The 18,004-nt window shown below is 73.1% G+C and carries 11 protein-coding genes; 1 reads left to right on the top strand and 10 read right to left on the bottom strand.

Going from position 1 to position 18,004, the window contains the following annotated elements; translation table 11 throughout:
• Positions 1–2 precede the first annotated feature (2 nt).
• From FNX44_RS05030 to FNX44_RS04985, 10 genes are all read right to left on the bottom strand, one after another.
• Positions 3–1,244 carry an O-antigen ligase domain-containing protein gene (locus FNX44_RS05030; protein WP_143646725.1) on the bottom strand — a complete coding sequence of 414 codons (1,242 nt, stop codon included), beginning with the start codon at positions 1,242–1,244 and terminating at the stop codon, positions 3–5.
• Between the two features lies 1 nt (position 1,245).
• Positions 1,246–2,781 (bottom strand): right-handed parallel beta-helix repeat-containing protein, encoded by a 1,536-nt coding sequence (locus tag FNX44_RS05025; RefSeq protein ID WP_153506874.1) that lies wholly within the window; start codon positions 2,779–2,781, stop codon positions 1,246–1,248.
• A gap of 9 nt (positions 2,782–2,790) precedes the next feature.
• The gene (locus FNX44_RS05020; RefSeq protein ID WP_143646723.1) at positions 2,791–4,728 is read right to left on the bottom strand and encodes a heparinase II/III family protein; all 1,938 of its coding nucleotides are present in this window, start codon (positions 4,726–4,728) and stop codon (positions 2,791–2,793) included.
• Positions 4,725–6,923: a bi-domain-containing oxidoreductase gene (locus tag FNX44_RS05015; protein ID WP_143646722.1), complete on the bottom strand. Its 2,199-nt coding sequence runs from the start codon at positions 6,921–6,923 to the stop codon at positions 4,725–4,727. Before FNX44_RS05015 ends, FNX44_RS05020 begins: the two co-directional genes overlap by 4 nt.
• 25 nt (positions 6,924–6,948) lie before the next feature.
• Complete coding sequence (gene asnB / locus FNX44_RS05010; RefSeq protein ID WP_143646721.1) at positions 6,949–8,895, bottom strand: asparagine synthase (glutamine-hydrolyzing); 1,947 nt, start codon at positions 8,893–8,895, stop codon at positions 6,949–6,951.
• 3 nt (positions 8,896–8,898) lie between these two features.
• Positions 8,899–10,509, bottom strand: a complete 1,611-nt coding sequence (locus FNX44_RS05005) for a Wzz/FepE/Etk N-terminal domain-containing protein (RefSeq protein ID WP_143646720.1) — start codon at positions 10,507–10,509, stop codon at positions 8,899–8,901.
• On the bottom strand, positions 10,506–11,903 hold the full coding sequence (locus FNX44_RS05000; RefSeq protein ID WP_143646719.1) for a polysaccharide biosynthesis protein: 1,398 nt from the start codon (positions 11,901–11,903) through the stop codon (positions 10,506–10,508). The genes FNX44_RS05005 and FNX44_RS05000 overlap by 4 nt, the downstream gene beginning before the upstream one ends.
• Complete coding sequence (locus tag FNX44_RS04995; RefSeq protein ID WP_143646718.1) at positions 11,900–13,144, bottom strand: glycosyltransferase family 4 protein; 1,245 nt, start codon at positions 13,142–13,144, stop codon at positions 11,900–11,902. The genes FNX44_RS05000 and FNX44_RS04995 overlap by 4 nt, the downstream gene beginning before the upstream one ends.
• On the bottom strand, positions 13,134–14,450 hold the full coding sequence (locus FNX44_RS04990; protein WP_143646717.1) for a nucleotide sugar dehydrogenase: 1,317 nt from the start codon (positions 14,448–14,450) through the stop codon (positions 13,134–13,136). Before FNX44_RS04990 ends, FNX44_RS04995 begins: the two co-directional genes overlap by 11 nt.
• 73 nt (positions 14,451–14,523) lie before the next feature.
• Entirely contained in the window at positions 14,524–16,002 is a 1,479-nt protein-coding gene (locus FNX44_RS04985; RefSeq protein WP_143646734.1) for a sugar transferase, read from the bottom strand.
• Between the two features lie 628 nt (positions 16,003–16,630).
• Between FNX44_RS04985 and FNX44_RS04980 the strand changes: the two genes are divergently transcribed.
• Positions 16,631–18,004 (top strand): AAA family ATPase (locus FNX44_RS04980; RefSeq protein ID WP_173019114.1); only part of this gene is annotated, 1,374 nt, incomplete at its 3' end.

Genomic DNA, 18,004 nt, shown 5'->3' with positions numbered 1-18,004 from the left:
GCTCAGCCCACCTCCGATCCATGGGCCCGACGCGGGACGACGCCCTGTCGGGTGTTCTCCGGCGACGACACGGGGCCCGAGGCGGCCGCGCCGGGCGCCGCCAGCAGCGAGGCGGCGACGGCCAGATGCAGCAGGTACGGCGAGGCGTCGCCCAGCCCCGCCTCGGTGTACGACGCGATGGCGCAGTAGCCGATCAGGAAGATCGCGCAGGCCCTTGCAAGCGACGGCGGCCGCAGCAGCGCGACCCCGCCCAGCACGAGGATCACCGCGGCCACCAGGGTGACGCCCGTGACGCCCTGCTCGTGGTAGACGGCCAGCCAGCTGTTGTCGATCGGCAGCCCGCCGAAGGACTTGTCGCCGAGCCCGGCGCCGAACAGGTGCTCGAAGGCGGTCCGGGGTGCGGCCAGCAGGGCGTCCCAGACCTTGGCCCGACCGGTGAGACTGGTGAAGTGCTCCTGGCTCTGCCCGCGCAGGAACCACGTCTGGAGCGCCGAGCCGAACCCCACCGCGGCCACGGCGGCGCACACCACCGTCCAGCCGAAGAACCGCCGGGCGGCGGCGCTGGACAGGACCAGCGAGCCGATCGCCAGCAGCAGGCCGAGCAGCAGGCCGAACGTGGCCGTCCGGGTGTGGGTGAGCGCGAGCAGGACAAGTGCCGGCACGAGGACCACCGCCGCGCTTGCCCGGTCGGTCCGGCGGCCCAGGACAAGCAGCACGGTGAGCCCGACGACCACCGCCGCGTACTGACCGATCTGCGGCGGGGTGAGCGGCCACAACGCGCCCACCAGCCGGCCGCCGTACAGATCGGGGAAGGCGGTCGCCGGTGAGAGCAGCACACCGGCGGCCACCGTCGCGAGGACCGCGAGGTACATCCGGATGTGGTGGCGGACGAATGCCAGACCGCCGTCCCACCAGCGGCTGAGCAGCCACAGCGTGCCGACGAAGAGGGCCAGCCGGGCGCAGCGGAAGAGCGCGCCCCACCCGGATTCCAGGCTCGCGCTGGAGATCACGCTCGGCACCAGCAGCAGCGTGAGCAGGAACAGGAAGACGCTCGCCCGGACGTGCAGCCGGAGGTTCGCCGCGAGCGCCAGCGCGAACGCGGCGGCCAGCGCGCCCATGGTGACCATCTGGATGAGGGAGCGGGGCAGCGGGAGGATGGTCTGGGCCCCGGTGGAACCGAGCGTGTTGAGGACCAGCAGCCCCCAGGCCGCCGCGACGATCCTCGGCGGGTGGCTCGCGCCCATCTCAACCACCTTCCCGTGCGCGGAAGGTGCTGCCCGCGTCCTGCCGGTACGGCGCGCCCTGCCACCGGGCGGAGTCGAGTACCCGGCTCGGGTCGTGGGCGACGAACCGCCAGGGGCCGACGTAGACGTTGTCGCGCCAGCGGTTGTGCTGCTTGTGCGTGACGGCGTCGGCCACGCCCCGGCCCCGGTACGGCGACCACTTCGGGTACGTGCCGTAGTTGGCCAGTACGGCCATCCGGTCGCACATCTCCGTGCAGTCGACGACGGACTTGTCCAGCAGGAAGCGGTTGCCCTGGACCTCCACCCGCTGGGTCTTCCAGCGGCAGTCGGAGTGGAGCGGTTCGGTGGCGATGCCCGGCCGCGCGCAGCGGTCGGTGTCCTTCACCAGCAGTGTGCAGTCGCCGGAGGAGGTGTTGGCCGGGCTGTTGCAGAACCGGTCGGCGTTCTCCCACAGGGTGATGCCGGACCAGTTGTCCTCCAGCACGTTCCGCTGGATCTTGATCTTGTCGGTGCGGGCCGGAATCCGCGGTTCGCCGCCCGACTCGGACAGGTAGACCGTCGCGTAGGGGAAGTTGTCGCCCCGTTCGGCGCGCTCGCGGCCCTCGACCCAGTTGTTCCGGCGGATCGTGTTCCGCCGGATGACGGCGTTGTAGCTGGTCTCGTAGATCAGCGCGGCGCCGTCGTTGGCCTCGATCGTGTTGTCCTCGATGCGGAAGTCGTTGTTGTTGGTGTCCGCCCACAGCCCGGTTCCCCGGTTGTCGTGCACCCAGTTGCCGCGCACGTCGGCGCCGTCGACGGCCCAGAACTTGACGCCTCCGGTGCAGCCGCAGCCCGGCCGCTTCCGCTCCCAGTCGTCGGTGTTGTTCCCGGTGATCTCGTTGCCCTCGACCACCAGGCCGCGGAGCTTGCCGCCGCCCTTGTAGGCGTTCATGCCGTACTGCCCGTTGTCGCGCAGGCAGTTGGCGCGGACCTGCTGCCGGGCGCCGGCCATCAGCCCGGCGCCGGAGTTGTCCCGGATCGTCGAGTGCTCGATCACCCAGCCGTCCGCCGAGTCGTGGTTCACCACGCCCTCGTCGTGCGGCGCGACGAAGGACCGGACGGTCAGATGGCGGATGGTGACGTCGCGGGCGGTGCCGCCGAACGCGTACTGGCTGGTCCCGCGGCCGTCGAGCACCGCGCCGGGTGCGCCGAGGTAGCTGTTTCCCTCCTTGGGGACGACCTGGGCGAAGCGGTGCGGCCTGAGCGTGTGCCTGCCGGGGCTCAGCCAGAACGTGGTGTTCGGCGGGTTGCTCCGGGTCTTCGCCGCCAGGTCGCCGACCACCGCGGGGTCGACCGTCACCGCGCCCGCCGGCGCCTTCGCCGGACCGGCCGCCGGCTTGGCGCACACCCGGGCGACGGGCGTGGACGGCCCGGCGGTCGGCTTCGGAGCCGGGTCCGGCGCGCTCTCGCAGCCGGTCACCGCGAGCAGCGCCAGCGCGAGCGGTGCCGCCGGTAACCACCGGTACCGCGACCTGATCCCCACACCGGGGAGAACCATCGTGCCCCCCTAGCCGTGGAACCCGAGCATGGTGGTGAACTCCGTGCCGTGGTCGGCGGATCCGGTGCCGACCAGCGTGGTGGCGGGTTCCCTGCGGCCGAAGCCGGGGGAGTACCAGCCGAGCGGCGGGTCGCTCTCACCGCGATGCGCCCGCCAGCGCAGCTGCCCGGGCAGCTCGAGCGTCGCGGAGCGGTCCTCGCCGTCCCGGGTCCAGCTGAGCGCGGCCCGGTCGCCCACCAGGTCCGCGTGGATCGCCGGGCCGAGGTGGAAGGCCAGCTGTACCCTCCGGCTCGGACCGCGCACCTCGTCGACCACTCTCAGCTCCCGACCGGCCAGCTCCACCCGGCGGCGGTGCACGCAGGGCCGGTAGCCGTCGTGTTCGGCGCACCAGTGGGCGTGCCCGTCCTGGGAGTCGGCCGCGACGAGGACCTGGCTGCGGGCGTGCCTGGTCCACAGGAACGGGCCGCCGGACTCGGACTGGTCCGTCTGGTCCAGCCGCAGCGTGTTGTGGCCGAGCGTGGACCTGAAGTACCGGCGCCACTCGGGCTGTCCGTGGTAGCAGTACGTCCCCGGGTCGGCCAGCACGTCGACGCCGTCGTGCCGGACCTCCACGGAGAGCGCGTCCGCGTGGGCGTGCGCGGCGATCGACAGGAAGCCGTGCGGGCCGCCGTCGCAGCGGCACCAGATCCCGTCCCGGCCGCGCAGGATCGTCATGCCCGCGTCGGCGAAGTGGGCCGGGCGGCTCGCCGGGCGGGCGGCGGCCGGGGCGGCGGGTCGGATGAGCGCGGCGAGCAGCGGGGTGCGCACATCGGTGCCGGTCACCGCCGGCCACCAGGCGAGCCGACCGAACACGGCGTCCCCGGTGGCCAGCAGGGAGCCCCAGCGGTCGGTGCCCGTCCCGTCCACGACCAGGCCGTGGCCGTCGTCGGCGTCCCCCTGACGCGGCGGCCGCAGCCGGTCGTCGACGACGGCCGCGAGCGCGTCGGTCATCCGCAGCAGCACCAGCCGCACGGACGCGGGGACCGGTACCCCGGCCGCGTCCGCCTCGGCCCAAGCGGCCAGCCCGAGCTCCAGCACCAGCCCGTGGTACTCGGTGGCCAGCTCGCGGTTGAGGCCGGAGGGGAAGGTGTTGCGGCGCAGCTGCCGCTCCAGCGAGCGCAGCGCGTCGGCCCGCCACCGCGCCGAGGAGGGGAACCACCCGAACGCGCAGGCCGCGGCGAACTGCCCGGCGGCCTCGGCGATGACGTGGTTGTTCGCCGACGACCCCCGGCTGGGGAACGCGGCGAGCCAGCGCTGGTGGTGCCAGATCTGCCGCAGCGCCACCGGGTTGTGCTCGAACAGCCCGGCCGCGCCCGGCCAGCCGTCGAGCAGCCGCCGGATCCACACCCAGGACAGCAGCCGGATGCCCAGCTCGATGCCACTGGTCCAGTGCACCCCGCGCAGCGGCGCGTTGACCGCCCACCACGACCGCAGATGCGCGGCCACGCGTTCGGCGTACCGCTCGTCCCCGGTGAGCGCGTGGGCGGCGGCGAGCACCGTGAGGTACTGGTGCCGGGACGGCTCCCAGATCTGCTTGATGTCGCCGACCTCGTCCTCGTCCCGGTACGGCACGTCGAAGGCGTGGCCCGCCGGGGCGCGGCGCCCGGTCTTCGGGTCGTACCACCAGTCCGGATCGGCGAGGTCGTCGCGCTCCACCCCGAAGAACACGGCCCGCCCGGCCATCAGCCGGTCAGCCTCCGCGATCAGGCGCTTCGCGGCGTCCGGCGGCACCGCGTCGAGCGCCGCGGCGGGCAGTACGGCGGTGAACCGGCCGCCCGTCACCTCCGGGCAGGCGGGCGGCGCCGACCGCCACCGCCGCCTGAGCACCGCGTCGCCGACCCGGCCGCCGATCTCCGCCGGGCCCATCCGGGACAGCCGCCGCAGGTACCAGCCCGCGCCCATGCTCATCGGGGCCCCGCCAACGTCACGGGCGCGCCCTCGGCCAGACTGTCCCGCACGGCGAGGGTGGCCGCCGTGGTGGCGACCAGCGACTCCAGCGGCACCGGCATCGGGCCACCGCTCCGCACGGCTGCGAGGAACGCGTCCAACTCGGCGCGCTGGCCCTTGTCCCGCGCCCGGGGCAGCCGGGAACTCGTCCACCGCCCGGGGCCGTGGACCGAGGCGCGGACGAAGTCGTCGAGCCGCAGCGCCCGGCCGTCCGCGACCAGGTCCAGCGTCTCCTTGGGGAAGCCGGCCGGGCCCGTGGTGAGGTAGCTGATCGTGGCGGTGGACCCGCCGGGGTAGCGCAGCACCACCTGCAGGTCCTCGCCGCCGGGCGCGGCGACCGCGTACACGGAGGTCGGGTCCGCCTGGAGCAGCCAGCTCACCGTGTCGACGAAGTGCCCGCCCTCGCCGGTGAACCGCGAGCCCTCGGTGCCCTGGCGCAGATACCAGCTGCCGTGCTCCAACCGGCCCGCGTTGACCAGGTAGCGCACGCTCGCCGGGCCGCTCCGGGCGCCGAGCCGCTTCCGGGCCTCCCGCAGCAGCGGCGCGAACCGGCGGTTGAAGCCCACCTGCAACCGGTTGTTGCCGGATTCCTCCACCGCCGCGAGCACACCGGCCAGTTCGTCCCGGTCGAGCGCCAGCGGCTTCTCCACGAACACCGCCTTCCCCGCCAGCAGCGCCCTGCGCGTGAGTTCGGCGTGCGAGCTGTGGCGGGTGACCACAAAAACCGCGTCGACGGACGGGTCGCCGAGCACGGAGTCGAGATCGGTCGTCGCCTCGGCGAAGCCGAACTTCCGCTGGGCGTTGGCCGCCGACAGCGCGGTGGTCGTGACCACCGTGGACAGCCTGACGCCGTCGCGCCCGCTCAGGTGCGGCAGCAGCATCGACGTCGCGTAGTTCCCCGCGCCGACAAACGCCAGCCGCACCGGTCTACCGACGACGCGGGCCGAGGGGGCGGCGGCGCGGTCGCGTCGCACGGCGGGCAACGCCACCGCCGACTCCGCCGTGTCCGCCGCTCGTTCGGGACGCTCGGCGTGTTCGGGGTAGCGGAAGAGCACGGCCACGGCCTTGAGGTCGCCGTCCTCCAGCAGCCGGTAGGTCCCGACCGCGTCCGCGAAGTCGGCGGTGTGGGAGATCAGCGGCTCCACGTCGACGCGGCCACGCGCGAGGAGGTCGAGGAAGCACGCCAGATTGCGGCGCTCGGTCCAGCGCACGTAGCCGATCGGGTAGTCGCGCCCCTCCAGCTCGTACTCCGGGTCGTAGCGCCCGGGGCCGTAGCTGCGGGAGAACCGTACGTCCAACTCCTTCTCGTAGTACGCGTTCCACGGCAGGTCCAGCCGGCACTTGCCGATGTCGACGACCCGGCCCCGGTCCCGGCTCAGCCGGGCGGCCAGCTCGACTGGCTGGTTGTCGCCGCCCCCGGCGGCCAGGTACACCTGGTCCACGCCGTGCCCTCCGGTGAGTTCGGCGACGGAGTCCCGTACGGCGGCGGAGCCGGGATCGCCGCAGGCCGCCGCGCCCAGCCGCTCGGCGAGCTCACAGCGCACCGGATCGGGATCGACGCCGACCACGCGTACTCCCGAGGCTGCCAGCAGCTGCACCACCAGCTGCCCGATCAGCCCGAGACCGATGACCAGCGCCACGTCGCCGAGCTGCGACTCGCCGCGGCGGACGCCCTGCAACGCGATCGACCCGACAGTGCCGAAGGCCGCGTGCCGCGGCGCGAGGCCGTCGGGCACCCGGGTGTAGAGGTTCTTCGGTACCCAGTTCAGCTCGGCGTGCAACGCGTGCTCGTTCCCCGCGCAGGCCACCAGGTCACCGACCGCCACGTCGTCGATCCCGGCGCCGACCTGCTCGACCACCCCGCACAGCGAGTAGCCCAGCGGCGTGTAGGAGTCCAGCCGGTTGTTCACCTTGCGGTAGGTGGCGGCCACCCCGTTGGTCGCCACGCTCTGCACGACCTTCGCCACCTGGTCCGGCCGGGAACGGGCCTTGCCCAGCATCGACATACCGGCCTCGGAGACCTTCATGAGCTCGGTCCCGGTGGAGATCAGCGAGTAGGCGCTCCGGACCAGCACACCCCCCGGCTTGCACGCCGGCACCGGCACGTCGAGCAGTGCCAACTCGCCGCTCTTGTAGTTCTGCACAACCTGTTTCACGGGGTCCTCTTCTGTCGCTGGGGCTCTAGGCCGTCGGGGGCGGGGTGTCACCGGAGCCGTGACCGGAGCCGGATATCGCGCCGCGGTACCAGTACTCGAGGGTCAGCACGTGCCAGAGATGCTTGGAGAAGTCCCGGTGCCCGGCGGCGTCCTCGGCGACAAGCCGCGCCAGCGCGTCCCGGCGCAGGAACCCGGAACGGACGAGCGCACCGTCGTTGACCACCTCGCGCACCAGCGGCGCCAGATCGCGGCTCATCCAGGCCCGCAGCGGGGCGCTGAACAAGCCCTTCGGCCGGTACACGATCTCCCGCGGCAGTACGGTGGCGGCCGCCTCCTTGAGGACGGCCTTGCCCTGCCTGCCGACGATCTTCCGGTCGCCGGGCACGGTGAACGCCGCCCTGACCACCTCGACGTCCACGTACGGCACCCGCACCTCGGTCGAGGCGGCCATGCTCGACCGGTCGGTGTAGGCGAGGTTCAGGCCCGGCAGGAACATCCGGGCGTCGCCCAGGCACATCCGGTTGACGAAGTCGTCGAGGTTGTTGTCCCCGTAGACGTCCGCGTGTTCGTCCAGCACGTCATCGACCGTCCCGGCCAGGTCCGGATCGAGGAGACCGAGCAGTTCGCCCCGGTCGTACATGGTGTAGCTCCGCCGGAACGCGGTCTCCTCCGGCAGCTCGGCGAAGGACAGGAACCGCTTCGCGAAGCGCACCGACCGGTACCCCCGGCGGGCCGTGGCGACCGGCAGCCGGTCCACGGCCGCCGAGAGGCCGCGTCGCAGCGGCCGGGGGACGCGCTGGTAGCGCAGCGCGAGCAGGTTGGCCAGATGCTTGCGGTACCCGGCGAACAGCTCGTCGGCGCCCATCCCCGAGAGCATCACCTTCACTCCGGCCTCCCGGGCGGCCGAGCAGATCAGGAAGGTGTTGATCGCCGCGGGGTCGCCGATCGGCTCATCCAGGTGGTACGTCATCTGCGGCAGCAGGTCGAGCACGTTCGGATTGATCTCGATCTCGTGCAGGTCGACGCCGAACCGCTCGGCCACCCGCCGGGCGTAGCGCAGGTCGTCCGGCATCGCCTCGAACCTGGCGTCCTCGGCGCGGAACCCGATCGTGTAGGCCGACATCCCCGGTCGGTCGCGGGCCGCGAGCGCGGTCAGATAGCTGGAGTCCAGCCCGCCGGAGAGGAAGGTCGCCACGGGCACGTCGGAGAGCAGATGGCGCCGGGTCGACTCCTCGATCACGGCGTGGAGGTCCGGCCGCTCCCCGGCACGGGCCCGGTCACGACCCTCCTCTGCGACCTCCCGGAGGCTGAAGTACCGGCCGCGTTCCACCCGCCCGTCGGGCCGGCAGCGCAGCCAGCTCCCCGGCGGCAGCTTCTCCGCCTCGCGGAACGCGCACCGCGAGTCGGGCACCCAGTAGTACAGCAGGGAGGCCACCAGCGCCGCGTGGTCCACCTCCAGCGCACCGCCGCTCACGCCCGCGAGCGCCTTGAGCTCGGAGGCGAAGACCAGGCCCCCGCCGCGCCGGAGCAGGAACAGCGGCTTGACGCCGAGCTGGTCGCGGGCGAGCACCAGGTCGCCGGTGCGCTCGTCGAAGATCCCGAACGCGAACATGCCGCGCAGCCGGGGCAGGCAGTCCGTGCCCCAGCGCCGCCACGCCTCCAGCAACACCTCGGTGTCGGAGGTGCCGCGGAAGCGCACCCCGGCCGCCGTCAACTCGGCGCGCAGCTCCGGCGCGTTGTACAGCTCGCCGTTGTACGTCAGGGCGAGGCCGCCGGAGACCATCGGCTGGGCCCCGGTCTCGGACAGGTCGACGACGGCCAGCCGGCGGTGCCCGAGGTGCGCTTCGCCGTCGCCGACGGGGTGGTCGTAGCGGCCGGCCCCGTCCGGGCCGCGGTGGGCGAGGGTGTCGGTGAGCCGGTCGGTCACGACCTTCCCGTCCGGCCACCGGTATGCGCCCGCGATGCCACACATCTCCTATCGCGCCTCCTGCCTGCTGTCGGGTACCGATGCCGCCGCCACGTCGGGGACGGGCGCCGCTTCGCGATCGGGAACGGGTGCGGGCTCGCCGCCCGGGGCGGCCTCCGCGTTGCCGTCGGGGGCCGGTGCCGCCGCCCAGGCCGGCAGCCGGTCCGTCCGCCGCCGTCCCGTCCCGTTCTGCCGGGCCGGCGGCTCGGTGCGGCCGCGCAGCGCGTGCGGCCCGTCCCACAGCGTGCCGTCCGTCCTGTCCCGCGGGTCGGGGTCGATCAGCACCACACCGATCACCGCCACGTGCTGGTCGGCGAGTTGCCGCGCCACGGTGTGCAGCCACGCGGCGCTGCCGTGCCCGGCACGTACGACAAGCACGGTCCGGGCGCCGAGGTGGCGGAGGTCGGTCCACGCCGTGCCGGGTGCCACCGAACCGACGCCGATCCGGTGCTCGTGGGGTGCGACGGCCGCCGCCCGCTCGTCGTCGACCACGGTCGGGTCTCCCGGCTTCGGGCGGCGGCTCGCGAGCCGCCGGCCGGGCAGACCGTCGACGACGACCACCGGGCCCTCGGCCGCCAACGCCCGGGCGAGGTCCAGGGCGATCACGCCGGTGCTGCGCGCACAGCCCAGTTCCAGCAGCGAGACCGGTTCCGTGCCGGCGCGCACTGTCCGGGCCAGCGACGCGGTGAGCCTCGCCCGCGCGGCCCGGGTTCTTCGCCGCTGCCAGCGGCGGGGTGCCAGGCGGGGCAGTTCCGCGACGATCGAGGCGCCGAGGTTCGCCGCGACGTCCCGGCGCAGTACGGGTCGGTCCGCCACCACCGTGGCGACCGTGGCCAGCGCGAGCCCGAGTGCCAGCCCGAGGGCGAGTCCGATCGCCGCGTGGGTCGCGGCGGCCCCGGGCAGGGAGTGCCGGACCGCACGCGGGGCGTCCACGACCTGGGTACCGGCGACGAGTTGGGCGGTGCCGAGCCGAGCCTCCGTGGCGCGCCGCCCGAAGTCGCCGATCCGCGAGGTGAGTTCGGCGCGGCGGGCGAAGAGCGACTCCATGCTCGCCGACGCTCTCGCGCCGCCCTCGGGGGACGCGTCCTCGATCTCCTTGTTGACGTCCGCGAGTTCGTCCCGCATCCGGTCGCGCTGCTCCAACAGGGCCTTCGCCTCGGCGTCCGCGGCTGCCCGTATCCGGCTCACGTGGTCCGCGACAAACGCGTCGGCCAGCGCCTCGGCACGGGCCACGGCCGCCGCGTCGCTGTCAGCCCTCACCGTGATCCGCAGGATGTTGTTGGTGAGGCCGGCGCCCTCGTAGTGCTGCATGAAGTCCTCAGGCTTCTCGTCGGACTTCAGGGCCCGGAGAGCCCGGTCGGCGATCCGCGTGGTGTGCAGCAGCGCCACGTCCGTGCGGATCAGCGTTCCGGGGTCGTTCGGCTGGTCCTGCTGGTGCGCGACGAGCACCTTGGTCACCGCGGTCGGCGGCGGAGGCAGCAGGACCGCCACCGCCGCGCCGACGAGCAGACCCAGCAGCGCCACCGAGCACCAGAAGCGGCGCCGCCTCCGGACCGCCACCACCAGCGCCTGAAGGTCCAGTAGCGGAGCGGTGGTCTCCGAAGTGGTGCTTGTCCTCACCTGGCGCCCTCCAACGCGTTGTCCTCGACGGCGACTACGGGTGTGGCGGCGGCCGGAGGACGGCCCGCGGACCGCGTCGGGCGCGTCCGGACCGGTTCGGCGAGCACCACGCCGACGAGGTCGCGCCCGGCGTCGGCGCACGCCTCGGCGATCCCGGCGAGCTCGCCGGCGGTCCGGTCACCGGCGCTGAGCACGACCAGGGCACCGGATTCGTCGCCGTCGCGGTCCGGTACCACCGGCTGGGTGGCACCTACCGCGACCACCCGCAGCACGGGGGACGCCGCGCTCGCAGTGCGCGGGTCGCTCTCGGACTCGGCGACCAGCCGCTCGGCGGCCCGGCGGGCGATCCCGTCGTCCTCGGGTACGACGACCAGCAACCGCCGGGTGGTCGGCAGCCGGTCGCGGAGGCGCCCGCACACCCGCCGGTAGCGGATCCGCATCCCGGCCTCGTCGCCGGAGGTCCGCAGGACCGGTGTGTCCCACCGGACGTCGAGCCCCAGCAGCCGCCGCGCCCGCGCCCGCGCCCGCGGGGTGCCGCCGCCCGGTCGCCCCGAGGCGCGGTCGACCGGCACGCCGACGGTGCCGAGCGGCGTCGAGCCCAGCGCCTCGGCGATCTCCGTTGCACTCCGAGGTCGGCCACCGGTCCGTGCGGCGGCGAGATGGCCGACGATCGCGAGCACGAGGAACAACAGCGCGCCGCCGACGATGAACTGGGCACGCGTCGGCGGTGTCTCGCCGGTAGGCCGGGCCGCCGGGCCCATGACGACCATGTTGGACCTGTCGGCGGCCGAATCGGTCTGCTCCAGCTTCTTGACGGCGTCCTGGAGGGCGGTGCGCAGCTTCGCGAGTTCGGTGCGGGTCTGCACGCTCTCCACGCCGCGCCCCGGATCGGCGTTGTCGGCCAGCTCGGTGATGCGGCGGTGGGTGCGTACCACGAGCTGCCGCAGTTCCTCGGGCCGCGCCGCCGGTTCGGGGCCGTCATCAGCTCCGATACGCGCGTTGAACGCGACGAACTGGCGGACCATCTGGTCGGCGAGCCGCTGCGCGCGCTCCGGAGTGTCGGCGGTGCCCGAGACCCTGATGATGTTGCCGTCGGTGGCCCCGGCACTCACCCGGTCCCGTAGCTCGTCGCCGCCGACCCCGCTCCAGCCGAGTGCGTCCGCCGCGCGGTCGACCACCACCGAACTGGTCGCGATCTCCGCCTGGGTGAGCAGTTCCCGTTCCTGCCACGCGCCCGGCAGCAGCACCGACGCCGACGTCGTGTAGCGCGGCGGGAACAGCAGGCCGGCGCCGTAGCCGAAGAGCGCCCCCACCAGGGCGAGCAGGACGAGCAGCCGGCCCCGCCGGCGGACGATCCGCCCGACGGCGGCCAGGCGTATGGTGTCATCGCTCAACGGCGCGGCCTCTTCCCCGGTGCCGGAGTACGACCGCGGCAGGCGGCGGCGTAGGCGGCGAGCAGCGACGCCTGCGAGTTCTTCCAGGACAGCGGCCCGCTGATCCGCTCCTGGCCGATCTTGCCCATCAGGGCCCGCTTCTCCGGATCGTCCAGCAGCCGCGCGATGAGCGCGGCGAACTCCGCCTCGTCGTCGGCGGCCGCGTAGAGGGCGGCGTCACCGGCGGAGACCCGCGCCTCCCGGAGGTCGAACGAGACGACCGGCCGGCCCATCACCATGTACTCCAGGACCTTGTTCATGGTCGACACGTCGTTGAGCGGGTTGTGCGGGTCCGGGGAGAGGCACACGTCCGCGGTGGACAGGTAGCGCACCAGGTCGGCGTCCGGGATCCGCCCGGTGAACCGCACGTGTTCGCCCAGCCCGAGCCGCCGGGACAGCTCCACCATCTCGTCGAAGGTGTCGCCGGCGCCGACGAACACCGCGTGCCAGTCGGTCCGCCCGACCTCGTCGCGCAGCTTCGCCAGGGCCCGTAGGGCGTAGTCGACGCCGTCCTGCGGGCCCATGACGCCCAGGTAGCACAGCAGATGGGGCTTGCCGCGCTTCAACTCCGGCTCCGGCGGCACCGGGTGGAACCGGCTGACGTCGGGCGCGCTGCGCACCACGAAGACGTCCTCCGGCCGCTTGCCGCCGCGGCGCACCGCGACGTCCCGATAGCTCTCGTTCGTGGCGAGCACGACGTCGGCGGCCCGGTAGGTCAGCTTCTCCAGCGCGCACACCGCTCGGTAGAGCAGGTCCCGGCCGCGGCCGAAGCGGGAGAGGTACAGCTCCGGCACCAGGTCGTGCTGGTCGAAGACAAACCGCGTACCGCGCCGCTTCAGCCACAGCGCCGGAAGGAACAGCAGGTCGGGCGGGTTGCAGGCGTGCACCACGTGGACCGGGCCGACCTTCCGGGCCAGCCGGAACGTGTGCCACAGCGCCGATCCGTACTCCCGCAGGTAGCCGGCCGGACCTCCGGTCGCCGCGCGCAACGGGTAGCGGTGGATCCGCACGCCGTCGATCTCCGTCTCCGCCTCGGTGTCCCGCCTGGTTCCCCGAGGGCAGATGACGTGCACCTCCCAGCCCGCGTCGCGGAGCGTCGTGCACTCCTGCCACACCCGCCGGTCGAACGGCACCGACAGGTTCTCCACCAGAATCAGCGCGCGCCGGACCGGCCGGTAGCCGCTGGTCGTCTCACCAGGCAAGGCCCACGTACCCCCGTTCGGCCCGGCGGGCCTCGGCGTCGGGAAGGCGGACGAGATCGACGATCAGCGGCTCGCCGCCGCGCGGCAGCGCCGACAGCACGGCCGGGTCCCTGGTGCCGACCAGGCACACCTCGGCGTGCTCGACCACCTCGTCGACGGAGTCCGCGAGCAGCTGCGCGAGGTGCGGCAGCCGGGTCTCTATGTACTCGCGGTTCGCGCCGAGCAGCCGGGCGAGGCTCACGTTCGCGTCGTGGATGCGCAGGTCGTAGCCCTTGCCGAAGAGCCTTTCCGCCAGCTCCACCAGGGGGCTCTCCCGGAGGTCGTCGGTGCCGGGTTTGAAGGACAGCCCGAACAGGCCCACCCGGCGCCTGCCGGTGCGCTCCACCAACTCCACCGCGCGCTGCAGATGGTCGGCGTTGGAGGGCAGCACATGGGCGAGGATGGGCACCGAGACGTTGGCCCGCCGCGCCGCGTGCACCAGGCTGCGGAGGTCCTTGGGCAGGCAGGAGCCGCCGAAGGCGAAGCCGGGCCGCAGATAGGCGGGGCTGATGTTCAGCTTGCGGTCGGCGAGGAAGACGTCCATCACCTTGTGCGAGTCCACCCCCAGTGCCTGGCACACCGCGCCCAGCTCGTTCGCGAAGCCGATCTTGAGGCCGTGGAAGGCGTTGTCCGCGTACTTGATCGCCTCGGCCGTCGGTACCGGCACCCGGAACACCTCGCCGGGCAGGCCCTCGTACAGCGCCGCCACCGTGTCGCCGCTCGCCGGGTCCAGTTCGCCGATGACGGTCTTCGGCGGGTCGAAGAAGTCCCGCACGCTGGTGCCCTCGCGTAGGAACTCCGGGTTGACCGCGACGCCGACGTCCACTCCGGCCGTGCCGCCGACGTGCTTCTCCAGGACCGGTACCAGCAGGTTCAGACAGGTGCCCGGCAACATGGTGCTGCGGTACACGACGGTGTGCCGCCCGCCCCGCTCGGCCAGCGCGGCGCCGATCTGCTCGGTGACCCGCTCCAGGTACGTGGTGCACAGACCGCCGTCGGGCTCCGAGGGCGTGCCGACGCACACCAGCGACACCTCGCTGCCGGTGACCGCCTCGCGGACGTCGCCGGTGGCGCGTAACGCCCCGCTCCGCACGCCCTCGGCGATCAGCTCGCCGATCCGCTCCTCGACCACCGGGGCCCTGCCCTGGTTGACGAGGTCGACCTTCACCGGGTTCACGTCCACCCCGATGACCTCGTGACCCATCCTGGCCAGGCACGCGGCCGACACGCAGCCCACGTAGCCGAGCCCGAACACGCTGACCTTCATGAGCGGTTCCTCCCCGCCGGGCAGGCCTGATGGCCTGCGGTTCGCACGCCGGTCGAAGTCGACCTCCGCGCCATCAGTAGGCCCCCTGCCCGTGCAGCACCGCACGCAGTGTCTTCCAGAGGATCACCGCGTCCAGGGCGAGCGACCAGTCCTCCACGTACCGCAGGTCCAGCCGGACCGCCTCGTCCCACGACAGGTCGCTGCGTCCGCTGATCTGCCACAGCCCGGTCAGCCCGGGTTTGACCAGCAGCCGCCGCCGGATGTCCGGGCCGTACGAGGCGGACTCCTCCGGCAGCGGAGGCCGCGGGCCGACCAGCGACATCGAGCCGGTGAGCACGTTGAACAGCTGCGGCAGCTCGTCGAGCGAGTACCGGCGCAGCACCGCCCCCACCCGGGTCACCCGGGGGTCCCGGCGGAGCTTGAACAGCGGTCCGGCACCCTCGTTGAGGGCGGCCAGCCCGGCTCGTGCCCGGTCGGCCCCGTCGACCATCGTGCGGAACTTCAGAATGGTGAACTCCCGACCGTCCTTGCCGACCCGGCGCTGGCGGTACAGCACACCGCCCCGGGAGTCCACGAGCACCAGCAGCCCGACGAGCAGCATCAGCGGCGCGAACAGCACCAGCAGGAACGCCGCGCCCAACCGGTCGACGACCCCCTTGACCGCTCTGCGGCCACCGGTGAAGGTCGGCATGCTGACCCGCAGCAGCGGTATGCCGAGCACCGCGTCGACGTGCAGCCGAGGCCCTGCCACCTCCATCAGCACGGGCGCCACGACCATCTCCGCGTCGCTGCCCTCGAGGTTCCAGGCCAGTCGCTGCAACCGGTCCGGTGACCAGTGCGGATCCGGTGTGATGGCGACGACGCGGTAGCCGTCGCGGCGGACGTGGCCCGCGACGTCCGCCAGCCGGCCGACGACCGGGACCCCGTCCAGTCGGCCGCCTTCGAGCCCGCGGCCGTCCGTCGTGCACACCGCGTCCACCCGCCAGCCGAGGTGCGGGAACCTGCGCGTGCGGTTGATCAGATCGCGCAGGGTGGCCGGACTACCCGCCGCGAGCACCGGCCGCAGGCACCGTCCCTCGTTCCGCTGCCTGTGCAACCTCAGTCGCAGCAGATACCGCGCGGTCATGGTGACCAGTGCGATCGCGGGAATCGCGACGAATATCCAGAGCTTGATGTTGCGCGAGGTGAGGGCGATACCGCCGAGTGCCAGAACGACGGTCGCGGTGAACAACGCGCGTCCGAGCCGACGGAACTCCTCGGCACCTTGGCCGAGAACAGCCGGTGCCCACGACCGGTTCACCGCGAGCGACCCCAGCACCAGCAACTCGGTGCCGAAGGCGAGAATTCCCCATTTCTCGTGCCAGTTGGCAGCGTCCCTGGCACCGAAGAATCCGCCGATCGCCGCCACCACGATGGCGGTGGTCACGGCGTCGGTGGTGATCACGGTACGGCGGTACCGCTGCTCCCAGTCGCTCGCGGGCTGACCGATCGCCCCGTTCGCCAGACGCCCGCTTGCGGACGGGCGCTGGCTGACTAGTCCCCCTTGCCGCACAGAACCCCCCAAGGTTCCCAGTGGTTCGACGTGCTCGCCTCACACTGTGCTGCCGGGAAGCCCCCGCCCCCCGAACCGCTCCCTCCCACCGGGGCGCTTGCCCGCGGCATGACAGCCTGGCACTTGCGGAGCTGCTGCGAACGACTCAACCCGGCGACAACGGACGCGAACATCCTGCCGGACTCTTGCGACTACTGGCTTTTCGTGGCGCTGACCTGTGGATAACTACTGGTTCGTAGATCGCTGACTGGCCGCCTCGTGGCCGAACGGCTGAAGCACGGTCAATCTAGACCATGCCGGGCCGAGATGTGGAGAGAACATGTGATTTTCGTACTGAGGCTTTGCGGTGGGTGCGGGCGAGACGCACGACTTGGTCACTTTCTGGTGGGTGTGTGAGGGCGTTTCCTGTGAATACGCGTGACGCGTGGTGCGGAAGTTACGCACGTGAAAGCGAATTCCCGCCGGGAGCCCCGGAGCGGGGCGCGGAGCGAGGACGAGAGGCGGCCCCTCGACCGGCCCTGTCACCGTGATGCGTTACCGCCGCAGCCATGTCGGCGTAGGTTCGGGGAAGATCGCGGTGGCCGAGGCGTTGGGGAGACTGGTGGGACACACGGAGAGAGTGCCGTTCGTGAGTCGGGCCGGGGAACTCGGCACACTCGAAACCGCCCTTCGGCGCAGGCCCGACGGCCCCGCGGTCGTCGACCTCGTGGGCGAGGCGGGCATCGGCAAGAGCCGACTGCTGGCCGAGTTCGGCGTACTCGCCCGGCGTCACGGGGCGACGGTCCTGTGCGGCCGGGCCAGCGAGTACGAGCGGCACATCCCGTTCCAGTCGTTCGCCGACGCGTTCGCCGCCCTCGACGCGGTCACGCTCAGGACGTTCCCCTCGCTGCGCGACCTGCCTCCCGTGCTGCGGGGCAGGGAGGAGGAGGCGGCCCGGCCGCAGGCCGACGACCGGTTCGGCCTCTACCGCAGAACCGCCGACGCCCTGCGCCGCATCCGCGGCGCGCGCCTGGTCGTCGTCCTCGACGATCTGCACTGGGCGGACCCGGCGTCACTGGAACTCGTCGACCGCCTCGTCCGGCACCCGGTACCCGCCCCCTTCCTCCTCGTCGTCGCGCGGCGGGACCGGCAGGCGCCCACCGCGCTCACCGCGGCCCTCGGCCGGGGTGTCGACGCCGGTACCGTCACACGGATGGCGGTCGGAGGGCTCGGTGAGCGCGCCTGCGTCGAAGAGCTCGCCGGCGACCTGCCGCCGCGCAGCGCCGCCGAGCTGTACGCGGCCAGCGAGGGCAACCCGCTGTACTTCCTGGCCCTGCTCCACGCCCACCGCGCCTCCCGGCCCCTCGGCGCGGGCCCCGGCCGAGCGCCCGCCGCCCGCGCGCCGGCCGGTCTGGAGGCACTGCTGCTCGACGAACTCGCACCGCTGGAACCGCTCGAGCGCGCCTGCGTCGAAGCCGCCGCCGTCCTCGGCGACCACGCCACCGCCGAGCTCGTCGCAGCCCTCACCGGTTCGCCGCTCGCCGACGTCGGGCCGGCACTGGGCCGGGCGATGCGCCGCGACCTGATCCGTCCGAACCAGGACGGCCGACGCCTTGTGCTGCGCCACCCGCTGATCCGGGCGCTCGTCCACGAGAACACCGATCCCTGGCGGCGGCAGGACCATCATCGCAGGGCCGCCGTCGAACTGGCCCGGACGGGCGCGCCCCTCGTCGAGCGCGCCCACCACCTCGAGCGGTCGCTGAGCGGCTGGGACCCCGAAGCGGCGGCCCTGCTGACCCGGGCGGCCGAACAGACCGCCCTGACCGCTCCCGCCACCTCGGCACACTGGCTCCAGGCGGTCCTCGGCATCCTGCCCGATGCCCCCGAACACCAGACTCGCCGACGCGAGTTGATGCTGTTGAGGGCCACGACACTCGGCACCGCCGGCGCCCTGCAGGAGAGCCGAGACCTCTTCCACCAGGTCATCCACATGCCCGACCCGGCCACCGAGGACCACCCGGCG

Origin of the sequence: Streptomyces alkaliterrae (assembly GCF_007097205.2) — a bacterium.
Classification (GTDB): Bacteria; Actinomycetota; Actinomycetes; order Streptomycetales; family Streptomycetaceae; genus Streptomyces; species Streptomyces alkaliterrae.
Note: the sequence above shows the minus strand (reverse complement) of the source record. Positions and strands in the feature narration are given on the sequence as shown.

Coding starts and splice junctions, on each gene's coding strand:
- FNX44_RS05020 (WP_143646723.1), bottom strand. CDS start 4,728: ATGAGCATGGGCGCGGGCTGGTACCTGCGGCGGCTGTCCCGGATGGGC.
- asnB (WP_143646721.1), bottom strand. CDS start 8,895: ATGTGTGGCATCGCGGGCGCATACCGGTGGCCGGACGGGAAGGTCGTG.
- FNX44_RS05030 (WP_143646725.1), bottom strand. CDS start 1,244: ATGGGCGCGAGCCACCCGCCGAGGATCGTCGCGGCGGCCTGGGGGCTG.
- FNX44_RS04990 (WP_143646717.1), bottom strand. CDS start 14,450: ATGAAGGTCAGCGTGTTCGGGCTCGGCTACGTGGGCTGCGTGTCGGCC.
- FNX44_RS05025 (WP_153506874.1), bottom strand. CDS start 2,781: ATGGTTCTCCCCGGTGTGGGGATCAGGTCGCGGTACCGGTGGTTACCG.